Genomic DNA, 25,523 nt, shown 5'->3' on the forward strand with positions numbered 1-25,523 from the left:
CGCTTTCGGGGTATCAAGGCGCGTGCTGTCCGTTTACGTGGACCTGGCCCTGGGCCTGGTCGTGTCATTCCTGCTGCTGTCGCTGCTGGTGAGCGGGCTGAACGAGGCGTTCGTGCGGCTGCTCTCCATCCGCAGCAAGTTCCTGTGGGCCTATCTCAGGGACACCATGGACGGCGCGGACGAGAAATCCGGGTCGTGGTTACCGGCCAATGTGCTCGACGTGTTCAGGGCGCTGCCGTTCCTGCGCGACCCCCGGCCCCGGCACAGCGATCAGCCCGCGCCCGCCGAGCCCGGCAAGGTGCCCGCGACGGCGACCGGCGACTCGATGATCAAACTGCTCTACCAGCGGGTCCAGGAGATCGACCACGCCAAGCGGGGCCGGACGAGCATCTCCAACATCCCGCCGGCCCGCTTCGCGGTCGCCGTGATGGAGCTCGCGGCGGCGGAGAACGGCGACATCGAGGCGTTCCTGCGCAAACTCCAGCAGATCGACAGCCCGCTGTACGGTCACCTCAAGGGCATCTGGGAGACGGCCCAGCACGACCTGGACCGGTTCCGGAAGGGGGTCGAGACCTGGTTCGACGGGGAGATGCAGCGGCTGTCGTCGCTGTACAAGCGCTACGTCAAGTGGGTCGTGGCCGTGCTCGGCGTCGCGGTGACGCTGCTGTTCACGATGGACGGGCTGGAATACGCCAAGACGCTGCTGCGGGACAACGCCTTCCGGGCCTCGGTGATGGCCGTGGCGGAGGCGGGGCCGGACGCGTACGACGAGCTCAAGGCGCGGTGCACGGGCGGTGACCCGGTGCCGTGCGTCACCGAGACGCTCAGCCAGCCCGCCCTGGTCAAGATGCTCGACCAGGCGCTGGTGAGCGTGTCGATCCCGGCGGAGGGCGACCCGGTCGTGCACTGGAACGGCGGCCTGTGGTGGGACCGGATCAGCACGCTCAGCCACTGGCCCGGGTTCCTGCTGACGTATGTGGCGCTGCTGTTCGGCGCGCCGTTCTGGTGGGACGTGTTCCGCCGCATCACCGGCATCAAGTCCCGGCGCTGAGCGTCCCCGGGCGGCGGGTCAGGCGCTCATCGCGTACGGGGTTGCCGTGGCTCAGGCGCTCATCGCGTACAGGACGTCGCGCAGGGCGGGCTCGCGGCCGCGCAGCCAGACCAGCCGCAGCGCCAGCCCCGGCGCCCGGCCCGCGCCGGGGTCGAGCGGGACCAGCGCGCCCGAGGCCAGGTCGGGGTCCACGGCGAAGTCCGGCAGCAGCGCGCTGCCCATCCCCTGCTTGGCCCACTCGCGGGCGGTGGCGATGCTGGTCAGCTCCCTGCGCGGCAGCCGCGTACCGAAGAGCTGATCGGCCGCCAGGCGGATCGAGCAGCCGTCGGGGCTCACCAGGAGCGGCTCCCGGGCTCCGTCCGGCGCGGCCACCAGCCACAGCCTGACCTCGCCCACGTCCAGGTGGTCCACGTCGGCCGGCGGGCTGAACCCCAGGCCGCCGACCCGCTCGCCCATGTCCAGCAGCAGCCCCGCGTCCAGCGTGCCGCCGGCCACCCCGGCCAGCAACGACTGCCTGGTCAGCGGGCACACGTCCACGTCCAGGTCGGGGCGGCGGGCCGACAGGCGGCGGAGCACGGCGGGCAGCCTGACCGCGGCCAGCATCTCCAGCGCGCCGATCCGCACCCGGCGGCGCCCGCCCGTCACCGCGCGCCGTACCTCGTCCGCGTGGTCGAGCAGGCCCCGCGCCCGCGCCAGCAACGTGGTGCCCGCGCCGGTCAGGCGCATGCCCTGCGGGGTGCGCTCGAACAGCGCCACGCCGAGGCTGCGCTCCAGCCGCCGCACCTGCTCCGACACCGAGGCCGGGGCGAGGCCGAGGGCGTTGGCGGCTCCGGTGACGGTGCCGGCCGCCGCCACCGCGACAAAGCCCTGCAACTGCCGCAATTCCATGCGTGACAGCATACGGTTTTCCCGAACGCCCCCTGCGGCTGAGCCTGTTGAGTGACATACCGGGTTTCCGCAGGCTGTGACGCATGCGAATGTTCGGCTTCTCCCTCGCCTACTTCCTGGTGATCCTCGACACGACCGTGCTGACCATCGCGCTGCCCGATCTGCGAGCGTCACTCGGCGGCTCGCTGGCCGGGCAGCAGTGGGCCGTGAACGCCTACACGGTCGCCTTCGCCGCCGCCCTGCTCACCGGGGGAGCGGTGGCCGACAGATACGGCGCGGCCCGCATCTTCAAGGTCGGCGTGGCCGCCTTCGGCGTGATCTCGCTGCTGAGCGCCGCGGCGCCGCAGCTCGGCGTGCTGATCGGGCTGCGCGCCCTGCTCGGCGTGGCGGGCGCGCTCTGCACGGGCGGCTCGCTCGGCCTGCTCGCCGAGCTCTTCCCCGTACCCGCCGACCGGGCCCGCGCCACCGGGCTGTGGGCGGCCATCACCGGCGCCGCCCTCGCGGCCGGTCCTCTCCTCGGCGGCCTGCTGGTGGACCTGTTCGGCTGGCGTGCCGTCTTCCTGATCAACCCGCCCATCGCGCTGGTCAGCCTGCTGGTCATGCGCGCGGTCCGCTCGCCGCACGGCGAGCGCCGGATCGACTGGCAGGTGCAGGCTCTGGCCTGCGCGTTCCTCGGCCTGGTCGCCGAGGCCCTGATCGAGGCCGCGCCGGTGGCCGCCCTGGCGGCCCTGGTCACCCTCGCCGCGCTGGTCCTCGTGGAGCGCCGCAGCCACGCCCCGGCCCTGCCCGGCGGCCTGCTCGCCGCCACGTGGCCGGAGTTGCTCGCCGGTACGGTGGCGAACTTCGCCTTCTCCGGTGCCCTGTTCGTCCTCACCCTCCTCCTCCAGGACACCCTCCATCTGACCCCGATGGCCGCCGGGCTGGCCTTCCTGCCCCTCACCCTCCCGATGACGGTGAACCCGCTGCTCACCGGCCGCCTGGTGGCCCGCTACGGCCCTCGCCCGCCCATCCTCGGCGGCCTCGCCCTGATCACGGCCGGCCTGGCCGGCCTCGCCCTCACCGAACCGCTGGCGCCGTGGCTGGTGGTGATGGGCTTCGGATTGTCGTTCGTGCTGCCCGCGCTGATGGCGGGCATGGTCAACAGCGCGCCGCCCGGCACGGCGGGCACCGCGGGCGGCGTGCTCAACGCCTTCCGCCAGGTCGGCGCCACCCTCGGGGTGGCGGTCATGGGCGTCGTCGGCCGCCCCCTGCTCGTGGCGGCCGTACTGGCGGCCCTGACCTGCTTCGGCTACGCCCTGGCGGCCCGCCGTGCCCGCGCCGCCGTCCCCGTCTGATGCGGTGGCCAAAATCTCGGCATATGTGGAGGTCCGGCATGCGATGGGCGACGAGACGTACCTGACCTTCGCCGGCGAGACCGAGCACCCGCCCGCCAAGGAAGTGATCTTCTCCGCACCCCGGTCCGAGTTCACGAAGGTGTGAGCCGGTACTGGCCGGGCCGATCTCTCCTGACACCGTCGGTTCACTCGCGTCCGGTCAGCCGGAACCAAACTGATGCACCGTTCTCGCCGTGTTCGAATCCCCATGCGTCGGCGAGCATGTCCACCAGCCACAGGCCACGGCCGGTGTCGTCGTCGAGGGTGGGGGTGCGTATGGCGGGAGCGCTAGTGGATGAGCCGGCGTCGATCACCTCCACCCGGACGGTCGTTCCCATGCGGGTGATCCGGACCGTCACCTCGCCGGCGCGGGTGCGGCCGGAGTCGGAGTGGGTGATGGCGTTGGTGACGACTTCGCTGAGCAGGAGGAGGGTGTCGTCGAGGACAGGTGGAGGGGCATCGAGTGACAGCAGGGACCGCGCCCAGTCGCGGGCCGCGGAGACGGATATCTCCGTCGCCGGGAATTCCTTGAGCTCGGTAATATGCGGTGCTTTCGTGACTTCCGGTTCGGTATCGTCGAGGCGAAGCTTCCCTCTCATGCGTTCACCTCCGCCGCGATGATGGCGGCGGCATTGTCCGCGTGGGCCACCACCCATTTGTCGCGCCGCCGCAGCCGCGCCCATCGGGGTCGCCAGGTGAACACCCAGCCGCAGTAACGGCGGATGACGGTGATGTGGACCCTTGTGCCGTTTTGGGCGAGCATCTCCAGGACCGGTCTGCCGGTCACGGGGACGACCAGTGAGATGCCGATGCCCAGACCGTGCAGGTCCCAGCCCAGGCGGGTGAGGTGATCGAATCTCTCGTACTCTTCGCGGGCTGTCATGCTCTCGCCTCCCGGCTGCTTTCCCGAAGCTACGGCCGGACCGCTGAATAACGATGTCGGGTTATTCGCGCTCGGCCGACGAACTTGGTGGGCAGGCTTCTGTGTCTGCCGCTGGAAAAGAAGGTGCGTTCAGCGTGCCTTCTCGATGTCGCGGCAGGCGACCGATTGTTGAGGCCAAGACAGCACGGCTAATGACAGCCATTGGTCAGCTGTGGTTTAAAGGTGTCATCGGCCCTGAGGGGATTTCCGTTTTTCTCCAATAAGAGGGGAAATGCAATGGATGTTGTGTCGTCTCTCGATCCGGAGTCTCCTCGCGTAGGCTTCGGCGCGGAGATGCGGCGGCTTCGGGAGGTTGCGGAGTTGTCTCAGGCCGCGGTGGCGGCCCGGCTTGGATGCACACAGACGCAGGTGAGCAGATTGGAGAAGGCGACCCGTACGCCGTCGCGGTCCGACGCCGAGCGGCTGGACCTGCTCTTCGGCGCGTCCGGGAGTGTCTCCTTCGCCCGGCTCTATGAGCGCATCGTCGCCCAGCCGGGCAGCCCGTCCTGGTTCCGGAACTGGGCCGAGGAGATCGAGCCCAGCCTCCTCGTCCTACGCTCGTGGGATCCCCTGCTCATCCCCGGGCTCCTCCAGACCGAGGCGTATGCCCGCCACATCTTTAGCATGGAACCCCGAGCCACTCCCGACGAGGTGGAGCAGCGGGTGGAGGCCCGGATGCGCAGGCAGCGCATCCTCCGCCGGAGCGAACCGCCTCTGATTTCTGTCTTGTTCGACGCCGGAGTGTTGCGGCGGCGGGTCGGCGGCCCGGAGGCGATGCGTGAACAACTCGATCGCCTACTGGAGTTCGCGGCGCATCCCTCCGTGTTCATCCAGGTCGTCGACCCGGATTGCCTCCCCGGCCTGGCCGGCCCTTTCATGATCGCGAAACTCCCGGACGGGCAGCCCGATGTCATTAGCTCCGATGCCCCGGCTCAGGCGCAGATCACCGCGGCCCCCGGTATCGTGGCCGCGATTTGGGAGCGCTATGAGGCCATCCGGCTCTGGGCATATCCTGAGCGCGAATCCCTCAGGATGATCGAGGAAGCGAGAAGAGCATGGACTTGAGTGGCGCTGTGTGGCGGAAGTCGTCGTACTCATCAGGAAATGGTGGCCAGTGTGTGGAGGTTGCGATGAATCTTCCTGGGGTGGTCGCTGTTCGTGACAGCAAGGTCCCTGATGGCCCCAACCTGCTCTTCACCTCCCTTGAGTGGAAGGCGTTCGTCAGCGGCGTCAGGGCCGGCGAATTCGACTGACCGGGACCTGCAGCGGGCGAATCGTGACCGAGCTGCCCAGCGGCGGGGGCGAAGCGGTCGTTGTGAAGCTTTGTGGCTTCCCGTTGCTCGGCGCGGTGCGCGCGGTCCTCTCCGCGTTCGCTCACGAGTTGAGCGGCCTCGGCAACCTTCTGACGTCAGTAGGCCACCACCAGCGCCACCACGTGCGAGATCCCGTGATGCGCCCCATTGCCGGCCCTGATCTGGCTTGTCTACCTCGCCCATGTACTTGACGGTCGCGCTGTCACTCCAGCGCCGACGCCACCAACTGAGAAGGATCTCTTTCCAGTTGATTCGCCGTGTGTAGATAGATCATCGTCGTGTCGAGCTCTCATAGTCGAGAGCTCGATTATGACCGTGTCTTAGCGATCATGAAATCATGCGCATACCCCGCACAGTCCCGTTCTTCATCAACCACAATCAGGTCATGGCCGATAACACAGTTGCGAGGATCCGCCGAACTGTCATCACGATCGCCCTCATAGCCTCGGCAGCCTTCACCGCGACCATGGTGATCGGCACACTTGGACCCTTAGCCACTGGCACATCGATAGATGAGATGGAATGGAACATTGTGTGGCCGCTCGCTATCTCATGCGTCGCCCTGTCGTCCATCAGCATCTGGGCGTACAGGAGAGAGACACGGGCGCGACTCGCTCAGGTCCGCGAAGATCCTGGCCAGATCCTCAACCGTCGTGTCGAGCAGATCAAAGGCGCATTCTCCGAAGCCACCACGCTGATGGAGGACTTGCGGCGCGATCTGGAGGCGCAGCAGGCTGCCCGTGAATCGCTCATAGCCCAGGCCGAGGAGCAGCAGCGCCTCCTGGAAGTGAACGAGGGCCAGGCCGAGAAGATCCGGCAGATTCTCATCGGCGAGACGAAGGCGACCATTCGTGCTGAGCGGCGCCAGCAGTGGATGTTCTTCGTGCTGGGCTTGGCTGCGTCGATCCCGATCGGCGTCATGATCAACATCCTTGTGCCCTGACCACGAGGCCGGCACGGCGACGGCGACCTTCCGGATTTGGGGGTGTGGTCACCGCTGTGATCACGGGGCTGATGAAGGGGTTCAGCAACTGCTGGTGGTGTCGTCTGCGTCGGGTCTCGAAGACCGACTGCGTCATGCCGCCAGAAAGGCTCGGCATAGACCAGCGGTCGAGATCAGCCGCCCATGCTCAAGCGGCGGGTGACGGCGCCGCCGAGTGGGATCAACGCTCAGCTCAAGCGGCTCGTGGCGGACGGGGAGAACGATCACCACGCAGAGCCTGCGGCGAGCTGACGATAGCGCAGGCGCCATCGTCGCCCCTATCAGCGCAGACGGCCCGGCACCGATTTACGGTGCCGGGCCGTTCTGTTCCGGCTGACGTTGCTCAGCAACCACGAACAACGACAACTAACGACAAGGTTTTCCCAGCTCGGCGCCCGTTCTCCGGAAGATCGCCAAGGTGAGAAATCCCGGCCGTCACACGTCGTAGTAGAGCTCGAACTCGTGCGGATGCGGCCGCAGCCGGATCGGGTCGACCTCGAACTCCCGCTTGTACGACACCCACGTCTCGATCAGGTCGGGCGTGAACACGCCGCCTTCGAGCAGGTAGTCGTGGTCCTCCTCCAGCGCCGCGAGCACCTCGGGCAGTGAGCCGGGCACCTGCGGGATGTTGCGGGCCTCCTCCGGCGGGAGCTCGTAGAGGTCCTTGTCGACGGGCTCCGGCGGCTCGATCTTGTTGCGGATGCCGTCGATGCCCGCCATCAGCATCGCCGAGAAGGCGAAGTACGGGTTGCACGACGGGTCCGGCACGCGGAACTCGATGCGCTTGGCCTTCGGGTTGGAACCCGTGATCGGGATGCGGACGCAGGCCGAGCGGTTGCGCTGGGAGTAGACCAGGTTGACCGGGGCCTCGTAGCCGGGGACCAGGCGGTGGTAGGAGTTGACCGTCGGGTTGGTGAAGGCCAGCAGCGACGGCGCGTGCCGGAGCAGGCCGCCGATGTAGTAGCGGGCCGTGTCGGACAGGCCCGCGTAGCCGACCTCGTCGTAGAAGAGCGGCGAGCCGTCCTTCCAGAGCGACTGGTGGCAGTGCATGCCAGAGCCGTTGTCACCGAAGAGCGGCTTGGGCATGAACGTGACCGTGTGCCCGTATTCGAGGGCCGTGCTCTTGATGATGTACTTGTACAGCATCAGGTTGTCGGCCGTCCTGAGCAGCGTGCCGAACTTGAAGTCGATCTCCGCCTGACCGGCCGTGCCGACCTCGTGGTGCTGCATCTCGACGTCGATGCCGCACTCGATGAGGTTGCGGACCATCTCCGAGCGCAGGTCGGTGAAGTGGTCCATGGGCGGGACCGGGAAGTAGCCGCCCTTGTAGCGCGGCTTGTAGCCGAGGTTGCCGCCCTCGTCGGCCTTGCCGGTGTTCCAGGCGCCCTCGACGGAGTCGATGTAGTAGAAGCCGGCGTGCGGCTTCGTCTCGAAGCGTACGTCGTCGAAGATGTAGAACTCGGCCTCGGGCCCGAAGTAGACCGTGTCGGCGATGCCCGTGCCCCGGAGATATTCCTCGGCCTTGCGCCCGACGTTGCGCGGGTCGCGGCTGTAGGCCTCGCCGGTCAGCGGATCGTGCACGAAGAAGTTGAGATTGAGCGTCTTGTGTTGGCGGAACGGGTCCACCACCGCGGTGCTCGGGTCGGGCAGCAGAAGCATGTCGGACTCGTGGATCGCCTGGAAACCGCGGATCGACGAGCCGTCGAACATGAGTCCGTCGGTGAAGACGCTCGCGCTGAAGTTTTCAACCGGGAAGGTGAAGTGGTGCGTCGTCCCCGGCAGGTCGGTGAACCTGACATCGACGAACTGCACCCCTTCGTCACTGATGAACTTCAGGACGTCGTCGGCGGAGTTGAACACTCTCGAACCTCCCTGGGGACTGGCCATCATTGCGACGCTAGGGCGCGGCCGTTTCCGGATGGTGTCTCGATTGTTTCGCACGTGTTACGCAGCGTCAGGCGCTCTGGGCTGCCTGGCAGCCGTCCGTGTCCTCCTGAACATCCAGGTCGTAGGGGTCCTCGGCGGGGCCGGTGGGCGCCACTTTGTCCTGCGGCGAATCGTCATAGTACGGGTGGATGAAGCCGTCCGTGATATCGCAACGTGCGGGTGTCGCGCTCGCGCCGAACCGCTGCACCCAGGCGGTGACCCCGTCGGAGCCGCGGTAGAGCCACACCTCGCCGAGGGCGTGGGTGACCACCCTGATGCCGGTCTGCGGCCGGCCCGGCCGGTTGACCGCGTAGACGATCAGGTGGTTCAGCTTCACCTTGACGCCGCGTGTTCCGTTGTCGTCCTTGAACGTGCCCAGCGTGACGCGGCCCTTGACCTTGATCACGCCGGTGGTGAGTTCGGCGGTCCTGGGAGCGAAGCTGTTCACCAGGCCACGGGTGGACTCCTCCCTGTCGTCCAGCTCGTCGCGGAACCAGCGGCGCTGGCCAGGTTGGAGCAGGCGGTAGAAGGCGTCCGGCTTGCCGCCGAGCAGCGTCTTCTTGTCGAGGTAGGCGGCGGCCAGCAGCTTGCGCGTCTCCTCCAACCCCTTGGCCACGTCCTTCTTCGACAGCCCGCCGAGCGCCTTGGCCTCGGGCATGGCGAAACCGGCCGCGCCCTCCGGCCAGTCCTGCGCCGGGGTCCCCGCGAAGGGGCCGGCCGCCGTGTCCGGCGGTGCGGCCGCCGCCTCCGTCGGCTCATCGGGCAGCGGAGCGCCCATGACAGGCATCGTCTCTTCCGGTACGGGGCCCGAGGGGGCGAGCAGGTCGGGCCGGTACGTGACGAGCACACCCGAGGCGGCGACCACCGCCGTGATCGTCACCATCGCGATCCAGGCCCGCCTCGCCCGGCGCGGCCTCCCGGCCGGCTCCGGGAAGGCGTACGAGGGTGGGCCGGGCACGGTGCCGGAGCGCTCGGGCCTCTCCCTGGCCCCCTTCTTCGCCGCGGCCCGCATCTTGCGCTGCTCGTCGGTGTCGATCTGCGCGACGAGCTCGTTGAAGCGCGCATCAAGGTCGTCCCCGTGTGGCATGGCGTACATGATGGCGTTCCTGTGACGCGGTTGGGTCACGATGGGGACCGGCCGGGCGGGCGGCTACCGTGGAGGGTATGAGCGGCAACGAGCCTCGGTGGACGCAGACCTGGCTGGGCGGGCTCCGGTCCGCCGGAGTCGACCTCGGCTACCCCGGCGAGCGACTGGGGCTGCCCCAGGACGGCAGCGGGTCGATCGCCCGGTGGGGGCGCAGGATCGGCGCGCTGGTCATCGACTGGATGATCTGCACGTGGGCCATCGCGCAGTTGCTGCTGGGGCTCAATCCGGCCGAGGCGCCGTGGGCGCCGGTCCTCATCTTCGCCCTTCAATACCTGATCCTGGTGGCGTTCATCGGGCAGACCTTCGGGCACAGGCTGATGGGGATCAGGGTCGCGGCGATGGACGGCGGCGACCCGCGGCTGCTGCCCGTGGTGGTGCGCACCGTGCTGCTGTGCCTGGCCGTGCCCGCGCTGATCTTCGATCGCGACCATCGAGGGGTCCACGACCGCGTGTCCAACACGATGGTCGTCCGGATGTAGGCGGTTCGTAGCCAAGAAAACCGTACCGGGTTCAAAAACGTACCCGGTACGGTTTATGCTGTCCGCATGATGGCGGGGCTCAGGGAGCGCAAGAAGGAGCAGACGCGGCGGCGGATCTCCGAGGTGGCGATGCGGCTGTTCGACGCGCGCGGCTACGAGGCCGTGACCGTCAACGAGATCGCCGAGGCGGCCGGGGTCGCCAAGGTCACGCTGTTCAACTATTTCCCGACCAAGGAGTCCCTGGCCCTCGACGGCGTCATGGACGACACGGCCGCCGTCGTGGCCGGCCGCGGGGAGGGCCGGACGCCGCTCGCCGCGCTGCGCGAGCACTACCGGGCGATGGGCGCGCGGGGAGTCGGCGACCTGGATGTCGAGGCCATGCTCACCAAGGTCCGGGTGATCGCCGCCAGCCCGGCGCTGGTGGCGGGGGTCCAGCGGACGCACGCGGGCCAGCGCGCCGCGCTCGCCGCCGAACTCGAAGACGTCCATCCCGGGCTGACCGGCCGGCTCATGGCCGCGCAGATCACCGCAGCCGTCACCACGTTGCAGGAGGCGTTCTTCCAGCGGCTCGCCACGGGAGTGCCGCTGGAGGAGGCGGGACAGTGCCTGGTGGAAGAGGTGGAGCTGGCCTTCGACCTCCTCGAACACGGCTTTTCATCGATAAAAGGAGAAAAATCATGAAAAAAGGGATCAACTACGACACGGGGTTCCTGCCGGGTGAGGACAACACCAGGAAGGTGTTCAACCCCGACCTCGTCGCCCGCGAGATGCGGGTGATCGCCGACGACCTGCACTGCGACGTCGTACGGGTCTCCGGCGGCGACCCCGAGCGGCTGAGCGTGGCGGCCGAGCGGGCGGCGGCCGCGGGCCTGGAGGTCTGGTTCACCCCGTTCCCCGTGGACCTCACCCAGGACGAGATGCTCGACCTCTTCGCCGACGCCGCCGGGCGCGCCGAGTCCCTGCGCCGCACCGGCGCCGAGGTCGTGCTGGTCACCGGCTGCGAGATCTCCGCCTTCGGCCACGGCTTCTTCGAGGGCGCCGACTACCGGCAGCGGCTCGACGCGATGATGAACGGCGACATCGCCTGGTGGACGTCCCAGGCGGAGGTCATGCCACGCTTCAACGCCTATCTGGCGCTGGTGGCGGAGAGCGTGCGGCCGCTGTTCGGCGGCCGGGTGAGCTACGCCGCCGCGCCGTGGGAGCCCGTCGAGTGGGCCCCCTTCGACGTGGCGGGCGTGGACGCCTACCGCGCCTCCTACAACGCCCACACCTTCGTGGAGGAACTGCGCGCCCACTTCAAGCACGGCAAGCCGGTCGTGGTGACCGAGTTCGGCACCTGCCCCTACATCGGCGCGGGGGATCGGGGCGGCGCGGCGTGGATGGTGCCCGAGGGCGCGGTGCGCGACGAGGGCGAGCAGGTCCGCTATTTCACCGAGCTGATGGACATCTTCGAGCGGGAGGGCGTGGAGGCCGCGCTGTGGTTCACCTTCGCCGGATACAGCTACGTCGGTGAGGCCGAGGTCGGCTCGTACGGCGTGGTGGGGATGCTCGACGAGACGACCTGGGAGCCCAGGGAGATCTTCCACGCCATGGCCGCTAGATATTCGCGCAGCTGAAGATGGCCGTGCCGGGGAGGTGCCGGCCGCGCAGCGGGCTCCAGCCGCCCCACACCCGCTCGTGCCCCCGCGGCCACTCCGGCTCCAGCAGCCCGGTGATGGTCAGCCCGGCGCTGATCAGCAGGTTGATCCAGTCGGCCAGCGTGTGGTGGTGCTCCACGTACGTGAAGGTGCCGTCGTCGTCGCGCTCCACGTACGGGGAGCGGTCGAAGTAGGACCGGTCGGATGTCAGCCCGCGCGGCCCGGGATCGTCCGGGAACGCCCACCGGACGGGATGGCTCACCGAGAACACGAACCGCCCGCCCGGCCTCAGCACCCGGCGCACCTCACGGAAGACGGCCAGCGGATCGGCCACGAACGGCAGCGCCCCGAACGCCGAGCAGGCCACGTCGAAGGCGTCGGCGGCGAACGGCAGCGCCTCGGCGTCGGCCTGCAGCACGGGGACGTGCACTCCGGTGTCGAGATCGATGCGCTGGGAGTGGCGCAACTGCCGGTGCGACAGGTCGAACGCCGTCACCTGCGCCCCCTGCGTCACCAGCCACCGCGCGCACTGCGCCGCGCCGCAGCCGATCTCCAGCACGCGCCGCTCGCGCACCTCCCCGAGGAGGTGCGCCTCGGCCTCGTCCAGACCCTCGGGGCCCCACACGAACCCGCTGTCCCGCAGGAACTCCCCGTGCTCGACCTGGTAGTCGTCGGCGTTGCCGTCCCACCAGCCCCGGTTGGCCCGGGAGGAGGCGGACGGCACTAGCGCATCTTCGGGCCGCGCGGCATGCGCATGCCCTTGGGCATCGGGCCCTTGGGCACCGGCAGGTTCTTCGGCAGCGAGCGCAGGCGGTCCTTCACCTCGTTGACCGAGGGCTTCTTCAGGTTGCGCGGCAGCTTCATGATGTGGCGCTGCAGCTTGCCGAGCGGCACCTGCCCCTCGCCGTCACCGCACTGGATGTCGTAGATCTCGATGCCCAGCGCCACTCTGGCCACCCGCTTCTTCTCGGCGGCCAGCATCCGTGCCACCCGGTTGCCTGGTCCCTCGGACACCAGCACCACGCCCGGATGGCCGACCACCAGGTGGATCAGGTCCTGGTCGCGGTTGACGGCGATGGCCGGGGTGACCTGCCAGTTGCCGCGCATGCCCTGCAGCACCGCCGCCGCGGCGCCCATCTGGCCGTGCAGGATCGAGTATTGCGCCTTCTGCGCCAGTTGCCCGAACACCACCAGGCCGACGGTGAGCCCCGCCAGCACGCCGATGAACAGCGAATACCACAAGTAATCCGTGACCAGACCGATCACGACGACCACAGCCAGCGTGCCGACCGCTGAGAGGAAGACGATCGGCATCCCCTTGGGGTTGGCCTGCTTGATGATCTGCGCGATCATGCGGAGCTGCTTGATGCGCCCCGGCTTCTCTGGATCCTCGGACTTTGCCATGCTCAGAAGAATACAAACCAACCGGTGCGGGAAGGAAAACGCCCGCCGATTTTCGGCGAGTCAGACTTTCACGGTTACCGACAGTCGCGGGTCGGCGACGTGGTGTGCCGCCTCGATCGTGTACTCGCCCTCCACGAGGCGGCCCCGGGCGCGGAGCACCCGGGGCCGTCGCGGTCGGTCAGGCCGTCTGGCGTGCCTCGATCGCCTGCTTGTAGAGCCTGCCCGCCCGGTAGGACGAGCGGACCAGCGGGCCGGACAGGACCCCGGCGAACCCGATGGTCTCGGCCTCGGCCTGCAGCTCCACGAACTCCTCCGGCTTCACCCAGCGCTCCACCGGGTGGTGGCGGGGCGTCGGCCGCAGGTATTGCGTGATCGTGAGCAGGTCGGTGCCGGCCGCGTGCAGGTCGCGCATGGCTTCGACGATCTCCTCGCGGGTCTCGCCCATGCCCAGGATCAGGTTGGACTTGGTCACCAGCCCGGCCTCGCGGGCCATCGTGATGACCGCGAGCGAGCGGTCGTAGCGGAACGCCGGCCGGATGCGCTTGAAGATCCGCGGCACCGTCTCGACGTTGTGCGCGAACACCTCGGGCCGGCTGGAGAAGACCTCCTCCAACTGGTCGCGGTCGCCGTTGAAGTCGGGCACCAGCAGCTCGACGCCGCAGCCCGGCAGCAGGTCGTGGATCTGGCGCGCGGTCTCGGCGTAGAGCCAGGCCCCGCCGTCGGGCAGGTCGTCGCGGGCCACGCCGGTCACGGTGGCGTAGCGCAGGCCCATCTGCTGGACGGACTCGGCCACCCGGCGCGGCTCGTCACGGTCGTAGGCCTTCGGCTTGCCCGTGTCGATCTGGCAGAAGTCGCAGCGGCGCGTGCACTGGTCGCCGCCGATGAGGAAGGTCGCCTCGCGGTCTTCCCAGCACTCGTAGATATTGGGACAGCCCGCCTCTTCACAGACCGTGTGCAGGCCCTCGCGGCGCACGAGCGATTTCAGCTCGGTGTATTCGGGGCCCGTCTTCAGCCTGGTCTTGATCCACGGGGGCTTGCGCTCGATAGGGGTCTCGGCGTTACGCACCTCCAGGCGGAGGAGCTTACGGCCTTCAGGAGCAACGGTCACCTTCTCAGCTTACGTCTCCTGGGGAATCAGCTGGTTCGAGGGTTCTGAGTCGATGGTCATGTTGTCAGCGCTTGCCAGCATCATCGAGATGGTGGGGCGGCAGGTCGCCGGGAGTGGCCCGGAGACGCGAAACGGACGTGGAGCCGACCGTGAGACCCCGCTGGGCGGGGCTGGTGGCGGTGAAGCGTCAACCCCGCTCCGGGATACCGGGCAAGACGGGGACCTTCGTCCAGTGATGGGCGAATCACTGAGAACAGGTGAACCTCAGTGAACGGTCAAGAGATGAGGCCGAACCCGCGGAGCGCCCTCGTGTAGTGGGCCGACAGCTCCCCGTCGATCAGCCCGGACTCGCGGATGCCGAGCAGGTCGGAGTCCGGGGCCGAATCGAGCACGCCGTCGTCGGTGAGCTGGAACCTGGCCAGCGCCGCCTCCCTGATCGAGGACACGCTCTCGCCGCGCAGTGCGGCCGCCTGCATCGGAGCCAGGTAGCCGCCGGCCGCCTGCGCCTCCAGGCCCGCCAGATCACGCTCCGGGGAGACCCGCAGGGCCTGCGCCCGCCGCCTCCGTTCGGCCCGCTCCTCGTCGCCCCGGGCGAGCCTGGTCAGCGTGATGTGCACCAGCAGCAGGGGCCAGCCGAGCACCCGTCCCACCATGCGGCCGATCGCGCCCATTCCCTCGTACGCCGTGCCCGGGTGTTCCACCGGGCCCAGCGACGAGCCGACGAGCTTGTCCTGGGCCTCCTGCCGGGCCTGCAGCGGCTCGGCCCGCAGCAGCGCGTCCCGCCAGGCGTCCAGCGTGTACAGGGCCGCGCTCACGATCCGCTCGGCGCCGGTCGGCATCCGCGCGTACGCGGTGGCGAGCAGGGCCACCCGCTGCCTGGGCGGCAGCGCCAGCCACAACGGCAGGCCGACGACCAGCACCGGGGTGCGTGACAGGCCCACCAGGCCGTAGCGGGTCCGGGTGGCCAGGTCCCTGACCGCCACCTTCGCCGGCCGCTTGACCCCGGCCCGGTCGGCCACCCGCTCCGCGACGGCGTACAGCTCTGGAGCCGAGGCGCGGTCCAGCACCTCGGCGTCGGCCGGCAGCCGGTCCAGGCGCGGCCGCAGGGTCCATGCGATGGCCAGGCACAGGCCGCCGAGCAGCCAGGCGAGCAGGAAGCCGGAGTGGGCGAGGATGGCCCACCCGCCCAGCACGGCGAAGCCCAGAGTGAGCAGGTGCACGACGAGGGCGAGGACGAGAGCGGACGCGCGCTTCACACGCGCGATCGTATGCCGGTGCCTGCCGGATTTTCACCGCCGGCAGGCACCGATTTGATTACCGATGACGGGTGAGGTCCTCTTCGTGCAGCTCGTACGGCTCCCGCTGAAGGGCCTCCGCCAGCCGCTTCTCCACGATCGGCATGACCTCCTCGACCACGATGCGCCGGCCCGCCTCCGCCGACAGCGAGGAGACGCCCACATCGGGGATGCCGCACGGCACGATGCGGTCGAACCAGCGCGGGTCGTTGGCGCAGTTGAGCGCGAAGCCGTGCATGGTGACGCCGCGCGCGACGCGCAGCCCGACCGCGCCGAGTTGGCGGTCGGGCAGGCCGAGGCTGGCGTCGCCGGCGGCCCAGACACCACCGCGGCCGCGCACCCGGCGGGCCGTGACGCCGAAGTCGGCGCACACCTGGATCATCGTGTCCTCCAGGCGGCAGGCGTAGGCGGGCACGTCGGTGACGGCGACGATCGGATAGGCCACGAGCTGCCCGGGACCGTGCCAGGTGAGCCGGCCGCCCCGATCGACATCGACGACGGGCGTGCCGTCCGCCGGGCGCTCGTGCGGGGCGGTGCGCTTGCCCGCGGTGTAGACGGGCGCGTGCTCCAGGAACAGGACGGTGTCGCTCAGCTCACCGGCGACCCGCTTGCCGTGCACCCAGCGCTGCAGCGACCAGGCCTGCTCGTAGGGGACGTCGACGCCGAGACGGACGATGGCGAGTGCGTGGGGATCGTCCCCGGGGATGGGGCGCATGAGCCTATTGTGCCGTTGCCTCACCCTTGAAGGGTAATCAGGGGGTCAGCAACCGTGGCTCGATCCGCAACTCCTTGACCCCGCCGGTGCCGTCGCTGTCCAGCTTGTAGGCATAACCGCTCGGATCAACGGTCACCGCCTGGATGAACTCGGTGCCCACGTAGTGCAGCGCCACGCCCTCGTCGGCCGCGTAGCCGCCGGGCAGCTCGCCCTCGGCCACCGACCTCTGCAGCAGTTGGCGGCGCTGCGGCTCGGAGTTGTAGTGCACGCCGCAGGAATAGGGCAGGAAGCTCAAGCCCTCGGCCCACACCCGCAGGTCGGGGCCGAAGGAGTCGGTGTTGCCGCCGACGTGCCAGCACAGCGCGCCCGCGCTCTGCCCCGACAGCACCACCCCGGCCCGCCACGCCTCCTCGAAGGCCTCGTCATAGCCGTGCAGCCGCCACAGCGCCATCAGGTTGGCCACGCTGCCGCCGCTGACGTAGATCATGTCCTGTTCGAGCATCCACGCCCCGGGGTCCTCGACGTTGGGCATCGGGAACACCGTCAGATGGCTCAGCTCGACGTCCCAGCCGGCGAAGGCGCCGTACATCTTGAGGAGCAGGTCGGAGGAGTCACCGCCCGCGGTGGCGAGCAGGCCCAGCTTAGGGCGGTCCTGTCCGGTCAGGTCGAGGCCGTATCGCAGCAGCGCGCTGGCCTCGAAGAAACTGTGGCGGCTGGTCTGACGGAACGATCCACCGCCGATGGCGAGGATGTGTGACTGTCCTGACCGGCTCATGTCAAGAATCCCCCACGTCGCGAAAGAAGCTGAACGGCATCCTAGAGTATGGCGCTCAACGCGTCATCCAGCGTGGTATGCGTGAAGCGGTAGCCGGTGTCCACCAGTTTCCTCGGTATGATGCGGTGTCCCGGCAGCAGCGCCTCGCGGGCGAACTCGCCGAGCCCCGCTGCCAGCGCGAAGCCCGGGACCGGGATCGGCACCGTGCCCTTGTGCAGGGCCTTCCCGAGGGTACGGGTGAACTCGGCGTTGGTGACGGGGGAGGGGGAGGTGAGATTGACCGGCCCCTCGATGCCACGATTTTTCAACACATGCAGGACGGCTCCCGCCCAGTCGTCCACGGAGATCCACGACCAGTACTGCTTGCCCGACCCGAGCGGTGCGCCCAGCCCCATCCGGAAGATCGGCAGCATCCGCCCCAGGGCCCCGCCGTGCGCGCTGAGCGCCATCCCCGTACGCACCTGCACGGTCCTGACCCCCGACGCGCCGGCCTTCCTGGCCTCGCCCTCCCACGCCTCGCACAGGTCCGCGAGGAACCCCGTGCCCTTGCCCTGGCTCTCGTCGATCACCTTGTCGCCCGTGTCGCCGTAGAAGTCCACCCCGGAGGCGGACACGAGCACCTCCGGCGGCCGTGAGAGCTGCCGCAACGCGTCGACCACGAGGCGCGTGCCCGACACCCGGCTGTCCACCAGCTCCCGCTTGTACTCGGTGGTCCACCGGCGGTCCCCGACCGACGCCCCGGCCAGGTGCACCACGCCCTCGGCGCCTTCGAGCGCGGGCAGGTCGATCACCTGCTCGGCGGGCTGCCAGAAGGCCTCGTCGGCGGCGCGGGGCTCGCGGCGTACGAGCTTGACGACCTCCTGGCCGTCCGCCCGCAGCGCCTCCACCAGCGCGCTTCCCAGCAATCCCGACGCGCCCGTCACGATGATCGCCATGCCTTCACAGTACGCCGCGCGGCTCCCCGCGGCGCGGCACCAACACGGGTGTCGCGCGCGAAAAAGCCGGGCGGCCCGCACGGACCGCCCGGCCATCACCTCGTGGCCCCTCCGGAGGCCGGAGCCTTACGCGAGGCCGAGCTGCGCCTCGAAGCGGCCCTCCTCCAGACGGCGCTTCACCGTCGTCAGGAACCGGGCCGCGTCCGCCCCGTCCACCAGCCGGTGGTCGTAGGTCAGCGCCAGGTAGACCATCGAGCGCACCGCGATGACCTCGCCCTCAGGAGAGTCGATCACCACCGGCCGCTTCACGACGGCGCCCGTGCCGAGCATGCCGACCTGCGGCTGGTTGAGGATCGGCGTGTCGAACAGGGCGCCACGGCTGCCCGTGTTGGTCAGCGTGAACGTGCCGCCGGTGATCTCGTCGGGCGTCACCTTGTTGGCCCGCGTACGCTCGGCCAGGTCGGCCGTCTTGCGGGCGAGCCCAGCCAGGTTGAGGTCGCCGGCGTTCTTGATCACCGCCGCGATCAGGCCGCGCTCGGTGTCGACCGCGATCCCCAGGTGCTCGACGTCGAAGTAGGTGACCTCCATGGTCTCGTTGTTGATCGTCGCGTTGAGCTTCGGGTGCTGCTTGAGCGCCTCGATCGCGGCCAGCTCGAAGAACGGCATGAACGACAGCTTGACGCCCTCGCGCCGCAGGAAGTCGGCCTTCGCCTGGTCACGCAGCCGGGCGATCCTGGTGACGTCGACCTCGACCACCGTGGTGAGCTGGGCCGCCGTCTGCAGCGACTCGACCAGCCGCTTCGACATCGTCTGACGCAGCCGCGACATCTTCTCCGTACGGCCGCGCAGCGTCGTGTCGACCTCCACCGGCTCGGGCGCCGTGGTGACCGGAGCCTGCGGGGCGGGAGCGGCGGCCTGGGCCGGAGCCTGGGCCGGCTGGGCGGCGGCCGGAGCCGGGGCGGCCTGGGCCGCGGCGGCCTTCTCGCGCTGCGCCTTGGCAGCCTCGAGCACGTCCTGCTTGCGGATCCGGCCGCCCACGCCGGTGCCGGTGACCGTGTCGAGGTTGACGCCGTGCTCATTGGCGAGCTTGCGCACCAGCGGCGTCACGTACGGGCTCTCGCCCGAGGGCAGCGGCGAGGGCTGGGCGGCCGGAGCGGGCTGCGCGGCGGCCGGCGCCGGCTGCGGAGCGGCCTGCGGCGCGGGGGCCGGAGCCGGGACGGGCACCGCCGGCGCCGGCTGCGGGATGGAGGAGGCCGCAGGCGCGGGGGCGGGCTCCGGCTCGGGCTCGGGCTCGGGCTGCGCGGCCGGGGCGGGCGCCGCCTGCGGAGCCGCGGCGGGCGCGCCCGGCTGGCCCGCCTCGTCAATGAGGGCGAGCTCGGCCCCGACCTCCACCGTCTCGTCCTCGGCCACGAGAATCTTGGTGAGGACGCCCGCGGACGGCGACGGGATCTCGGTGTCCACCTTGTCGGTCGACACCTCAAGGAGCGGCTCGTCGGCTTCGACGCGCTCGCCTTCCTTCTTCAGCCAACGGGTTACCGTGCCCTCGGTCACGCTCTCGCCGAGCTGGGGCATCTGTACGGAGACCGGCATCGTTATTCTTCTCTCGCGTTCTGATCTCGAGGGCTGGGACTAGTTGTGTACGTGCAACGGCTTGCCGGCCAGGGCCAGCATCGCCTCACCGACGGCCTCGGACTGGGTCGGGTGTGCGTGGATGAGCTGGGCGACCTCTGCGGGCAGCGCCTCCCAGTTGTAGATCAGCTGCCCTTCCGTGACGAGCTCGCCGATGCGCCGGCCCACCATGTGGACACCGACGACCGGGCCGTCCTTCTGGGCGAGGACCTTCACGGCGCCCGAGGTGCCGAGAATCTGACTCTTGGGGTTTCCCGCGAGGTCGTAGACCTGCTCGACGATCTCGATGCCGCGCTCGGCGGCCTGCGCCGACGTGATCCCGACCGAGGCCACCTCGGGGTCGGAATAGGTGATCCGGGGCACGCCCGCGTAGTCGATGGGCAGCGGGTCGAGGCCGGCGATGTGCTCGGCCACCATGATCCCCTCGGCGAACCCGGCATGCGCGAGCTGCAGCGTCGGGATCAGGTCGCCGATGGCGTAGACGCCGGGCACGGACGTCCGGCAGTGCTCGTCGACCACGACCGCGCCGCGCTCGATCGCGATGCCCTGCTCCTCGAAGCCCATGCCCGCCGACACCGCGCCCCGGCCCACGGCGACGAGCAGCAGCTCGGCGTCGAGGGTCTTGCCGTTGGCGAGCGTGACGACCACACCGGTTTCGGTGGTCTTGGCGCTGTCGAAGAAGACGCCGAGCTCGTATTTGATGCCCCGGCGGCGGAAGGCCCGCTCCAGCAGCTTGGAGCTGGACTCCTCCTCGGTCGGCAGCAGGTGCGGCAGCGCCTCGACGATCGTGACCTCGGCCCCGAACGAGCGGTAGACGCTGGCCAGCTCCACGCCGATCACGCCGCCGCCCAGCACGATCACGGAGCTGGGCACGTGGTCCATGGTCAGCGTGTGTTCGCTGGTGATGACGCGCACGCCGTCGATCTCCAGGCCGGGCAGCGTCTTCGGTGCCGACCCGGTGGCCAGGACGAGGTTGCGGCCCTCGTAGACCTCGGACCCCACCTGGACCCTGTTGGCGCCGGTCAGCCGGCCCTCGCCCTCGACGATCGTCACGCCCGCGGCCTTCAGCAGGCCCTGCACGCCTTTCCAGGCGCGCGTGACGATCTTGTCCTTGAACGCGTGCACGCCAGGGACGTCGATGCCGTCGAAGCGCGCCTTGACGCCGAACGACTCGCTCTCGCGGGTCTCGTCGGCGACCTCGGCGGAGTGCAGCAGGGCCTTCGTGGGGATGCATCCCCGGTGCAAGCAGGTGCCGCCGATCTTGTCCTTTTCGATCAGGGCGACCGACTTGCCCAGCTCAGCCGCCCGAAGCGCACAGGCGTACCCGCCGCTGCCGCCACCTAGGACGACGATGTCATAGGCCACAGGAAGGCTCCTTGTCGGGGTGTTCGTGATGCCGTCATCTTTTCATTTGTTTCACACGCTCGCGTGCCGCTCTCCGCAGATGCCCACGTGCCGCGGCGTTCAGAGGCTCTCGTGCCGCTCGGCGAGCGCGATGAGGGTGCGGGTGATGGCGCCCGTGCCGCCCCGGGGGGTGTAGCCGTGCGCCTCGCCCTTGTTGAAGGCGGGCCCGGCCATGTCGATGTGCGCCCAGCGCACCCCATCGGGCACGAACTCCTTCAGGAAGATGCCCGCCGTCAGCATGCCGCCCCACCGCTCGGGGCTGACGTTGGCGATGTCGGCGACGGACGAGTCGAGGCCCTTGCGCAGCTCCTCGGGCAGCGGCATGGCCCAGATGCCCTCGCCGGCCGCGCCCGCGGTCTCGACGATCAGCTCCCTGACGGCGTCGTCGTTGGCCATGACGGCGGCGGTGCGCCAGCCGAGCGCGACGATCTGGGCGCCGGTGAGCGTGGCGATGTCGACGATGAGGTCCGGCCCGTCCTCGGCGGCGCGGGCGATGCCGTCCATGAGCACCAGACGGCCCTCGGCGTCGGTGTTGAGCACCTCGACCGTCTTGCCGCTGTAGCTGTGGAGCACGTCGGACGGGCGCTGCGCGGTGCCGCCGGGCAGGTTTTCCGCCAGGCAGAGGTAGCCGACCGCGTTGACCGGCAGGCCGAGCCTGGCGATGCCGACGAGCGCGCCGAGCACCGCGCCCGCGCCGCCCATGTCGGACTTCATCAGGTCCATGGCGGCCGCCGGCTTGAGCGACAGGCCGCCCGAGTCGAACGTGATGCCCTTGCCCACGAACGCCAGCGTCTTGGTCGCGTCGGGGTGGGTGTAGGAGAGGCGGACCAGCCGCGGCCCGTTGGCCGAGCCCTGGCCGACACCGACGAGGCCGCCGTAGCCGGCCTCCTTGAGCTGCTGGTCGTCGAGCACCTCGACGCTCACACCGGCCTTCTCGGCCTCCTGCTCGGCGATCTCGGCGAACTGGGCCGGGGACAGGTCGGAGGGAGGCGTGTTGACCAGGTCGCGGACGAGGGCCACGGAGTCGGCCAGCACGTCCGCGCGGCGGGCGGCCTCCTCCGACTGCCCCGAGATCACCGTGAGCTCCGCGACCGGGGGCCTCTGCTCGCCCTTGGTGCGGTAGCGGGTGAAGGCGTAGGCGCCGAGCAGCCCGCCGAGCGCCACGGCCTCGGCCTCCTCGGGGGTGTCCGCGGGCAGGGCGAGGGCGGCACGCGCGGTGCCGGCGAGGGAGCGGACGGCCGCGCCCGCGGCCCTGCGCAGGACCTCTGCGTCGGGAGACTCTCCCAGACCGACGGCGACCAGCAGTGGGGCGGCGATGGCGCCGAGCGTGGGCAGCCTGGCCAGCTCACCAGCCTTACCGGAGAAGGTGACGGCGTCGAGGATGTCGGCGAGCTTGCCGTTGAAGGCCGCGTCGAGGGCCTCGGCGCCCGTCGCGGGCCGGGGGCCATCCGGGCCGGACCTGAAGCCGACGATCAGTGCGTCGGTGTCGATGGAGACTGGATCTGCTGAGTTCAGCCGCACAGTGGTCACGTAAACCGATGCTATCCACGGTTTCTACGTACTCACAAACAGGGGTTCATCCTACCAATCAATGGTCACCGTTCCTCGCGAACATGGTGCTAATGTCATTAGCACCATGTTGCTGACGCTGGACCTCAATGATCCGCGCCCCCTGCACGAGCAGGTCGCCGGCGCCATCCGCCGGGCCATCGGCGAGGGCTCCTACCGCCCGGGAGACCGCCTGCCGCCGGCCCGAGACCTGGCCCTGGCGCTCGGCATCAACTCCAACACCGTGCTGCGCGCGCTGCGCGACCTGCGGGACGAGGGGTTGCTGGAGTTCCGGCGGGGCCGCGGGGTCAGCGTGGCGGGTCGCGCGGACGGTCGCGCCCTGCTCGTGCAGCGGGCGCGCGACCTGCTGGAGGAGGCCAGAAGGCACGGCTACGACCGTGACGACCTCATCACCATCCTGGAGGAGTTGTCATGAATCCCCGAGTTGTCGTCGCCCTCGTGTGGGGCCTGCTGGTCACGGTCGCCCTGCTCCTGATACCGCCCGCCCTGCGCGACCGGTTGCCCGATCCGATGGCCGTGCACTGGGGGTCCGGCGGCGCGGACGGCTCGTCGTCGTTCTCCGTGGCCCTGGTCGCGAACGCGCTGTTCTGGGTGGTCCCCTGGCTGGCCGCGCTGGCCCTGGCCCTGCGCGGCCAGGTGCTGGCCCGCCGGCTCAGCCAGATCTACTGGTGCGGCGGGGTGGCCTTCTGGAGCTTCTGGGCCGGGGCGAGCCGGACCAGCCGCGCCCGGCGGGCGAGCGGCCGCCGAGCCTGCGCCTGCGGCCGGGCGAGCGCACGGTCTGGGTCAGCCGCATCGTGAACCGGTCGCTGGTCGCGGTGTCCGTGACAGGGGTCACCGCCCTGGCCGTGGTGGTCGTGCTGGGCCTCGTCGGCGCCCTGCCCGGTGCCGCCGCGGGCATCGCGCTGCCCGCGCTCCTCATCGCGCTGGCCGTCGCGCCGGCGACCGCCTCGCTCAGCGTCCGGGTGAGCGAGGACGGGCTGGCGATCGGGTTCGGGCCGTTGGGGTGGCCCGTGCGCCGGATCCGGCTGTCCCAGATCCTCTCCGCCTACCCGGAGACCCGCTTCCCGAGCCAGGTCGGCGGCTGGGGTTTCCGCGGGATGCCCGGCAGCGCCACCATCATGTCGCGCGGCGGCGAGTGCCTGATCATCCGCTACCGTTCGGGGGGTCGGCTCGCGATCAGCATCGACGACGCCGCCCGCGGCGCATCCCTCATCAACGCCCTCATCGCGGAGCGAGTGCAACCGTGAAAAGACCGCTTCTCGTTTTCATCCTCCTGGCCTTCGGGCTGAGCTGGGCGATCATGTCGCCCGTGTGGTTCGACGGCGGGCTGGGCTCGCCGCTGATGGCGCTGTCGGCGCCGCTGATGATGCTGACGCCCACCCTGGGTGTGCTGGGCGTGTGGGCGGTCACGCGCACGCCCGCCCGCGAGTGGGCCGGGCAGACCGGCCTGACGCTGGGCGAGCGCAGGCGGCGCACCGGCGGGCTGGTGCTGGCCGCCTGGCTCGGCGTTCCGGCGCTGGCGCTCCTGGCCGTGGGCGTCAGCGCCGTCCTCGGGCTGGTGTCGCTGGACCTCGGGCAGTTCAGCCTCTACCGGGCGGCGATCGAGGCGGGCGGCGTCAGGGCCCCCGCCGATCTCGGCACGGCCGCCGTCCTGCAGCTCGTGGTGGCGACGGTCGCGGGGCCGGTGCTCAACGCGGTCCTGGTGTTCGGTGAGGAGTGGGGCTGGCGCGGCTGGCTGGTGCCCCGGCTCGTGTCCTCCAACGGGGTGCTCATCGGGCTCGTGTTCTCCGGCGCCGTGTGGGGCCTCTGGCACGCCCCGCTCACCCTGCTCGGCTACAACTACCCGCGGCTCGGCTCCTGGGCGGCGCTCTGCTTCATCGGCTTCTGCGTGCTGGCCGGGATGCTGCTCGGCTGGCTGCGGTTGCGCACCGGCAGCATCTGGCCCGCCGTCGTGGCGCACGGCTCGCTGAACGCCATCGTCCCGCAGACCCTGCTGCTCGGTGACGCCGCGGCCCCGCCCAACGAGTTCCTCGCGGGGCTGACGGGTCTGACGGGATGGGTGCTGCTGGCCCTGACCGGCGCGGCCCTGCTCCGCCTCTATCCGGCACGCCGGCCGCAACCGGTCGGCTGACCCCGGCCTGGCTCACCGGCCGGCCCGGCCGGCTGGTCGGCTGGATCCGGCCTGGTTCGCCGGCAGGCTGGGCCCGGCCTGGTTCAGCCGAGCAGTGCGCACACCACCAGCGTGGCGGCCGTGGCGGTCTCCACCAGCGCGCCCAGGACGTCACCCGTGATGCCGCCGAGGCGCCGCCTGGCGTGCCGGAGCAGCAGCAGGGCGGCGCCCAGCCCGGCGAGGAGGCCGAGCGGCAGCGCGACGGCGCCCCCGGTCCCGGGGCCCAGCGCGCCGATCCCGGCCGCGGCGAGCAGGGCGGCAAGGGTGGCGAGCCAGGGGGCGGAGGGGCGTACCGTGCCCGCGACCATCGCGCCCAGCCCGCTCGGCCGGGCGGCGGGGACGCCCGCGCGGCAGGCCCATGTCAGGGCCAGCCGCCCGGCCACGCAGGCCGTCACCAGGGCCGCGTACCCCGTCTCCGCCAGCGCGGCCACCTGGATGATCAGCGTGAAGACCAGCGCCATCACGCCGAATGGCCCGATGTCCGACTTTTTCATGATGTCGAGCGCCTGGCCGGCGGGCTTGCCGCTGCCGAGTCCGTCCGCGAGGTCGGCGAGCCCGTCCAGATGCAGGCCCCGGGTCAGCACGGCCAGCAGCCCCAGCGCCAGCGCCGCCCCCAGCAGCGGGGATCCCGGCAGCAGCGCCGGCAGCCCGGCGACCCCGCCCAGCGCCAGCCCGACAGCCGGGGCCAGCACCATCGCCTGCCCCGCGACCTCCCGGTCCACCCGTTCGACCCGCACCGGGAAGACGCTGAGCGTGCCGACGGCCATTCGCATCCCGTGCATCAGCCGCATAACGCGCGAT

29 protein-coding genes are annotated in these 25,523 nt (G+C 70.2%); 13 read left to right on the forward strand and 16 right to left on the reverse strand.

Annotated features, from left to right (window positions below; all coding sequences use genetic code 11):
• Positions 1-22 precede the first annotated feature (22 nt).
• Positions 23-1,051, forward strand: a complete 1,029-nt coding sequence (locus ABGB18_RS21555; RefSeq protein WP_347697351.1) for a hypothetical protein — start codon at positions 23-25, stop codon at positions 1,049-1,051.
• Positions 1,052-1,102: 51 nt separating this feature from the next.
• Here ABGB18_RS21555 and ABGB18_RS21560 read toward each other — a convergent pair whose 3' ends face one another.
• Positions 1,103-1,939 (reverse strand): LysR family transcriptional regulator, encoded by an 837-nt coding sequence (locus ABGB18_RS21560; RefSeq protein WP_347697352.1) that lies wholly within the window; start codon positions 1,937-1,939, stop codon positions 1,103-1,105.
• Positions 1,940-2,022: 83 nt separating this feature from the next.
• On the opposite strand from ABGB18_RS21560, the gene ABGB18_RS21565 reads away from it, so the two are divergent.
• Positions 2,023-3,273 (forward strand): MFS transporter, encoded by a 1,251-nt coding sequence (locus tag ABGB18_RS21565; RefSeq protein WP_347697353.1) that lies wholly within the window; start codon positions 2,023-2,025, stop codon positions 3,271-3,273.
• A gap of 4 nt (positions 3,274-3,277) precedes the next feature.
• Positions 3,278-3,418, forward strand: coding sequence for a hypothetical protein (locus ABGB18_RS21570; protein WP_347697354.1), 141 nt, complete (start codon positions 3,278-3,280; stop codon positions 3,416-3,418).
• Between the two features lie 40 nt (positions 3,419-3,458).
• Here the strand turns inward: ABGB18_RS21570 and ABGB18_RS21575 are convergent, their stop codons facing one another.
• Complete coding sequence (locus ABGB18_RS21575) at positions 3,459-3,911, reverse strand: ATP-binding protein (protein ID WP_347697355.1); 453 nt, start codon at positions 3,909-3,911, stop codon at positions 3,459-3,461.
• Positions 3,908-4,195, reverse strand: a complete 288-nt coding sequence (locus tag ABGB18_RS21580) for a hypothetical protein (RefSeq protein WP_347697356.1) — start codon at positions 4,193-4,195, stop codon at positions 3,908-3,910. Before ABGB18_RS21580 ends, ABGB18_RS21575 begins: the two co-directional genes overlap by 4 nt.
• Before the next feature lie 333 nt (positions 4,196-4,528).
• On the opposite strand from ABGB18_RS21580, the gene ABGB18_RS21585 reads away from it, so the two are divergent.
• The 3 genes from ABGB18_RS21585 to ABGB18_RS21595 all read left to right on the forward strand — a co-directional run bounded on the left by ABGB18_RS21585 (position 4,529) and on the right by ABGB18_RS21595 (position 6,490).
• The gene (locus tag ABGB18_RS21585; RefSeq protein WP_347697584.1) at positions 4,529-5,299 is read left to right on the forward strand and encodes a helix-turn-helix transcriptional regulator; all 771 of its coding nucleotides are present in this window, start codon (positions 4,529-4,531) and stop codon (positions 5,297-5,299) included.
• Positions 5,290-5,487 carry a DUF397 domain-containing protein gene (locus ABGB18_RS21590; RefSeq protein ID WP_347697357.1) on the forward strand — a complete coding sequence of 66 codons (198 nt, stop codon included), beginning with the start codon at positions 5,290-5,292 and terminating at the stop codon, positions 5,485-5,487. The genes ABGB18_RS21585 and ABGB18_RS21590 overlap by 10 nt, the downstream gene beginning before the upstream one ends.
• Before the next feature lie 397 nt (positions 5,488-5,884).
• Positions 5,885-6,490 (forward strand): hypothetical protein, encoded by a 606-nt coding sequence (locus ABGB18_RS21595; RefSeq protein WP_347697358.1) that lies wholly within the window; start codon positions 5,885-5,887, stop codon positions 6,488-6,490.
• Between the two features lie 474 nt (positions 6,491-6,964).
• Here ABGB18_RS21595 and glnA read toward each other — a convergent pair whose 3' ends face one another.
• Positions 6,965-8,389: a type I glutamate--ammonia ligase gene (glnA, locus tag ABGB18_RS21600; RefSeq protein ID WP_347697359.1), complete on the reverse strand. Its 1,425-nt coding sequence runs from the start codon at positions 8,387-8,389 to the stop codon at positions 6,965-6,967.
• Positions 8,390-8,483: 94 nt separating this feature from the next.
• The gene (locus ABGB18_RS21605) at positions 8,484-9,542 is read right to left on the reverse strand and encodes a hypothetical protein (protein ID WP_347697360.1); all 1,059 of its coding nucleotides are present in this window, start codon (positions 9,540-9,542) and stop codon (positions 8,484-8,486) included.
• Between the two features lie 77 nt (positions 9,543-9,619).
• Between ABGB18_RS21605 and ABGB18_RS21610 the strand changes: the two genes are divergently transcribed.
• The 3 genes from ABGB18_RS21610 to ABGB18_RS21620 all read left to right on the forward strand — a co-directional run bounded on the left by ABGB18_RS21610 (position 9,620) and on the right by ABGB18_RS21620 (position 11,697).
• Positions 9,620-10,081: an RDD family protein gene (locus tag ABGB18_RS21610; RefSeq protein WP_347697361.1), complete on the forward strand. Its 462-nt coding sequence runs from the start codon at positions 9,620-9,622 to the stop codon at positions 10,079-10,081.
• Between the two features lie 66 nt (positions 10,082-10,147).
• Positions 10,148-10,762, forward strand: a complete 615-nt coding sequence (locus ABGB18_RS21615) for a helix-turn-helix domain-containing protein (protein ID WP_347697362.1) — start codon at positions 10,148-10,150, stop codon at positions 10,760-10,762.
• Positions 10,759-11,697: a hypothetical protein gene (locus ABGB18_RS21620; protein ID WP_347697363.1), complete on the forward strand. Its 939-nt coding sequence runs from the start codon at positions 10,759-10,761 to the stop codon at positions 11,695-11,697. The genes ABGB18_RS21615 and ABGB18_RS21620 overlap by 4 nt, the downstream gene beginning before the upstream one ends.
• On the opposite strand, the gene ABGB18_RS21625 is transcribed toward ABGB18_RS21620, so the two are convergent.
• The 10 genes from ABGB18_RS21625 to ABGB18_RS21670 all read right to left on the reverse strand — a co-directional run bounded on the left by ABGB18_RS21625 (position 11,678) and on the right by ABGB18_RS21670 (position 22,513).
• Positions 11,678-12,442: a class I SAM-dependent methyltransferase gene (locus ABGB18_RS21625; RefSeq protein WP_347697364.1), complete on the reverse strand. Its 765-nt coding sequence runs from the start codon at positions 12,440-12,442 to the stop codon at positions 11,678-11,680. The two genes, ABGB18_RS21620 and ABGB18_RS21625, sit on opposite strands and share 20 nt — an antisense overlap.
• Positions 12,442-13,122, reverse strand: a complete 681-nt coding sequence (locus ABGB18_RS21630) for a DUF4191 domain-containing protein (protein WP_347697365.1) — start codon at positions 13,120-13,122, stop codon at positions 12,442-12,444. The genes ABGB18_RS21625 and ABGB18_RS21630 overlap by 1 nt, the downstream gene beginning before the upstream one ends.
• Before the next feature lie 178 nt (positions 13,123-13,300).
• A complete protein-coding gene (gene lipA, locus ABGB18_RS21635; protein WP_347697366.1) occupies positions 13,301-14,230 on the reverse strand; it encodes a lipoyl synthase in 930 nt (309 codons plus the stop codon).
• A gap of 275 nt (positions 14,231-14,505) precedes the next feature.
• Positions 14,506-15,486 carry a M48 family metallopeptidase gene (locus tag ABGB18_RS21640; protein ID WP_347697367.1) on the reverse strand — a complete coding sequence of 327 codons (981 nt, stop codon included), beginning with the start codon at positions 15,484-15,486 and terminating at the stop codon, positions 14,506-14,508.
• 58 nt (positions 15,487-15,544) lie between these two features.
• Positions 15,545-16,240 carry a lipoyl(octanoyl) transferase LipB gene (gene lipB, locus ABGB18_RS21645; protein WP_347697368.1) on the reverse strand — a complete coding sequence of 232 codons (696 nt, stop codon included), beginning with the start codon at positions 16,238-16,240 and terminating at the stop codon, positions 15,545-15,547.
• A 37-nt stretch (positions 16,241-16,277) separates the two neighbouring features.
• Entirely contained in the window at positions 16,278-17,015 is a 738-nt protein-coding gene (locus ABGB18_RS21650; protein ID WP_347697369.1) for a peptidase E, read from the reverse strand.
• A 41-nt stretch (positions 17,016-17,056) separates the two neighbouring features.
• Entirely contained in the window at positions 17,057-17,950 is an 894-nt protein-coding gene (locus tag ABGB18_RS21655) for a TIGR01777 family oxidoreductase (protein ID WP_347697370.1), read from the reverse strand.
• A 126-nt stretch (positions 17,951-18,076) separates the two neighbouring features.
• A complete protein-coding gene (sucB, locus tag ABGB18_RS21660; RefSeq protein ID WP_347697371.1) occupies positions 18,077-19,540 on the reverse strand; it encodes a 2-oxoglutarate dehydrogenase, E2 component, dihydrolipoamide succinyltransferase in 1,464 nt (487 codons plus the stop codon).
• 39 nt (positions 19,541-19,579) lie between these two features.
• The gene (gene lpdA, locus ABGB18_RS21665) at positions 19,580-20,944 is read right to left on the reverse strand and encodes a dihydrolipoyl dehydrogenase (RefSeq protein ID WP_347697372.1); all 1,365 of its coding nucleotides are present in this window, start codon (positions 20,942-20,944) and stop codon (positions 19,580-19,582) included.
• A gap of 99 nt (positions 20,945-21,043) precedes the next feature.
• Positions 21,044-22,513: a leucyl aminopeptidase gene (locus tag ABGB18_RS21670; protein WP_347697373.1), complete on the reverse strand. Its 1,470-nt coding sequence runs from the start codon at positions 22,511-22,513 to the stop codon at positions 21,044-21,046.
• A gap of 106 nt (positions 22,514-22,619) precedes the next feature.
• On the opposite strand from ABGB18_RS21670, the gene ABGB18_RS21675 reads away from it, so the two are divergent.
• From ABGB18_RS21675 to ABGB18_RS21690, 4 genes are read left to right on the forward strand one after another with little or no spacing between them, the layout of a single operon-like run.
• Positions 22,620-22,967 carry a GntR family transcriptional regulator gene (locus ABGB18_RS21675; protein WP_347697374.1) on the forward strand — a complete coding sequence of 116 codons (348 nt, stop codon included), beginning with the start codon at positions 22,620-22,622 and terminating at the stop codon, positions 22,965-22,967.
• Complete coding sequence (locus ABGB18_RS21680; protein WP_347697375.1) at positions 22,964-23,350, forward strand: hypothetical protein; 387 nt, start codon at positions 22,964-22,966, stop codon at positions 23,348-23,350. The genes ABGB18_RS21675 and ABGB18_RS21680 overlap by 4 nt, the downstream gene beginning before the upstream one ends.
• Entirely contained in the window at positions 23,347-23,799 is a 453-nt protein-coding gene (locus tag ABGB18_RS21685) for a hypothetical protein (RefSeq protein WP_347697376.1), read from the forward strand. Before ABGB18_RS21680 ends, ABGB18_RS21685 begins: the two co-directional genes overlap by 4 nt.
• Positions 23,796-24,683 (forward strand): CPBP family intramembrane glutamic endopeptidase, encoded by an 888-nt coding sequence (locus tag ABGB18_RS21690; protein WP_347697377.1) that lies wholly within the window; start codon positions 23,796-23,798, stop codon positions 24,681-24,683. Before ABGB18_RS21685 ends, ABGB18_RS21690 begins: the two co-directional genes overlap by 4 nt.
• A gap of 83 nt (positions 24,684-24,766) precedes the next feature.
• Here ABGB18_RS21690 and ABGB18_RS21695 read toward each other — a convergent pair whose 3' ends face one another.
• Positions 24,767-25,513: an adenosylcobinamide-GDP ribazoletransferase gene (locus tag ABGB18_RS21695; protein ID WP_347697378.1), complete on the reverse strand. Its 747-nt coding sequence runs from the start codon at positions 25,511-25,513 to the stop codon at positions 24,767-24,769.
• Between the last annotated feature and the right edge of the window lie 10 nt (positions 25,514-25,523).

Source organism: Nonomuraea sp. B12E4 (genome assembly GCF_039871825.1).
GTDB lineage: Bacteria > Actinomycetota > Actinomycetes > Streptosporangiales > Streptosporangiaceae > Nonomuraea.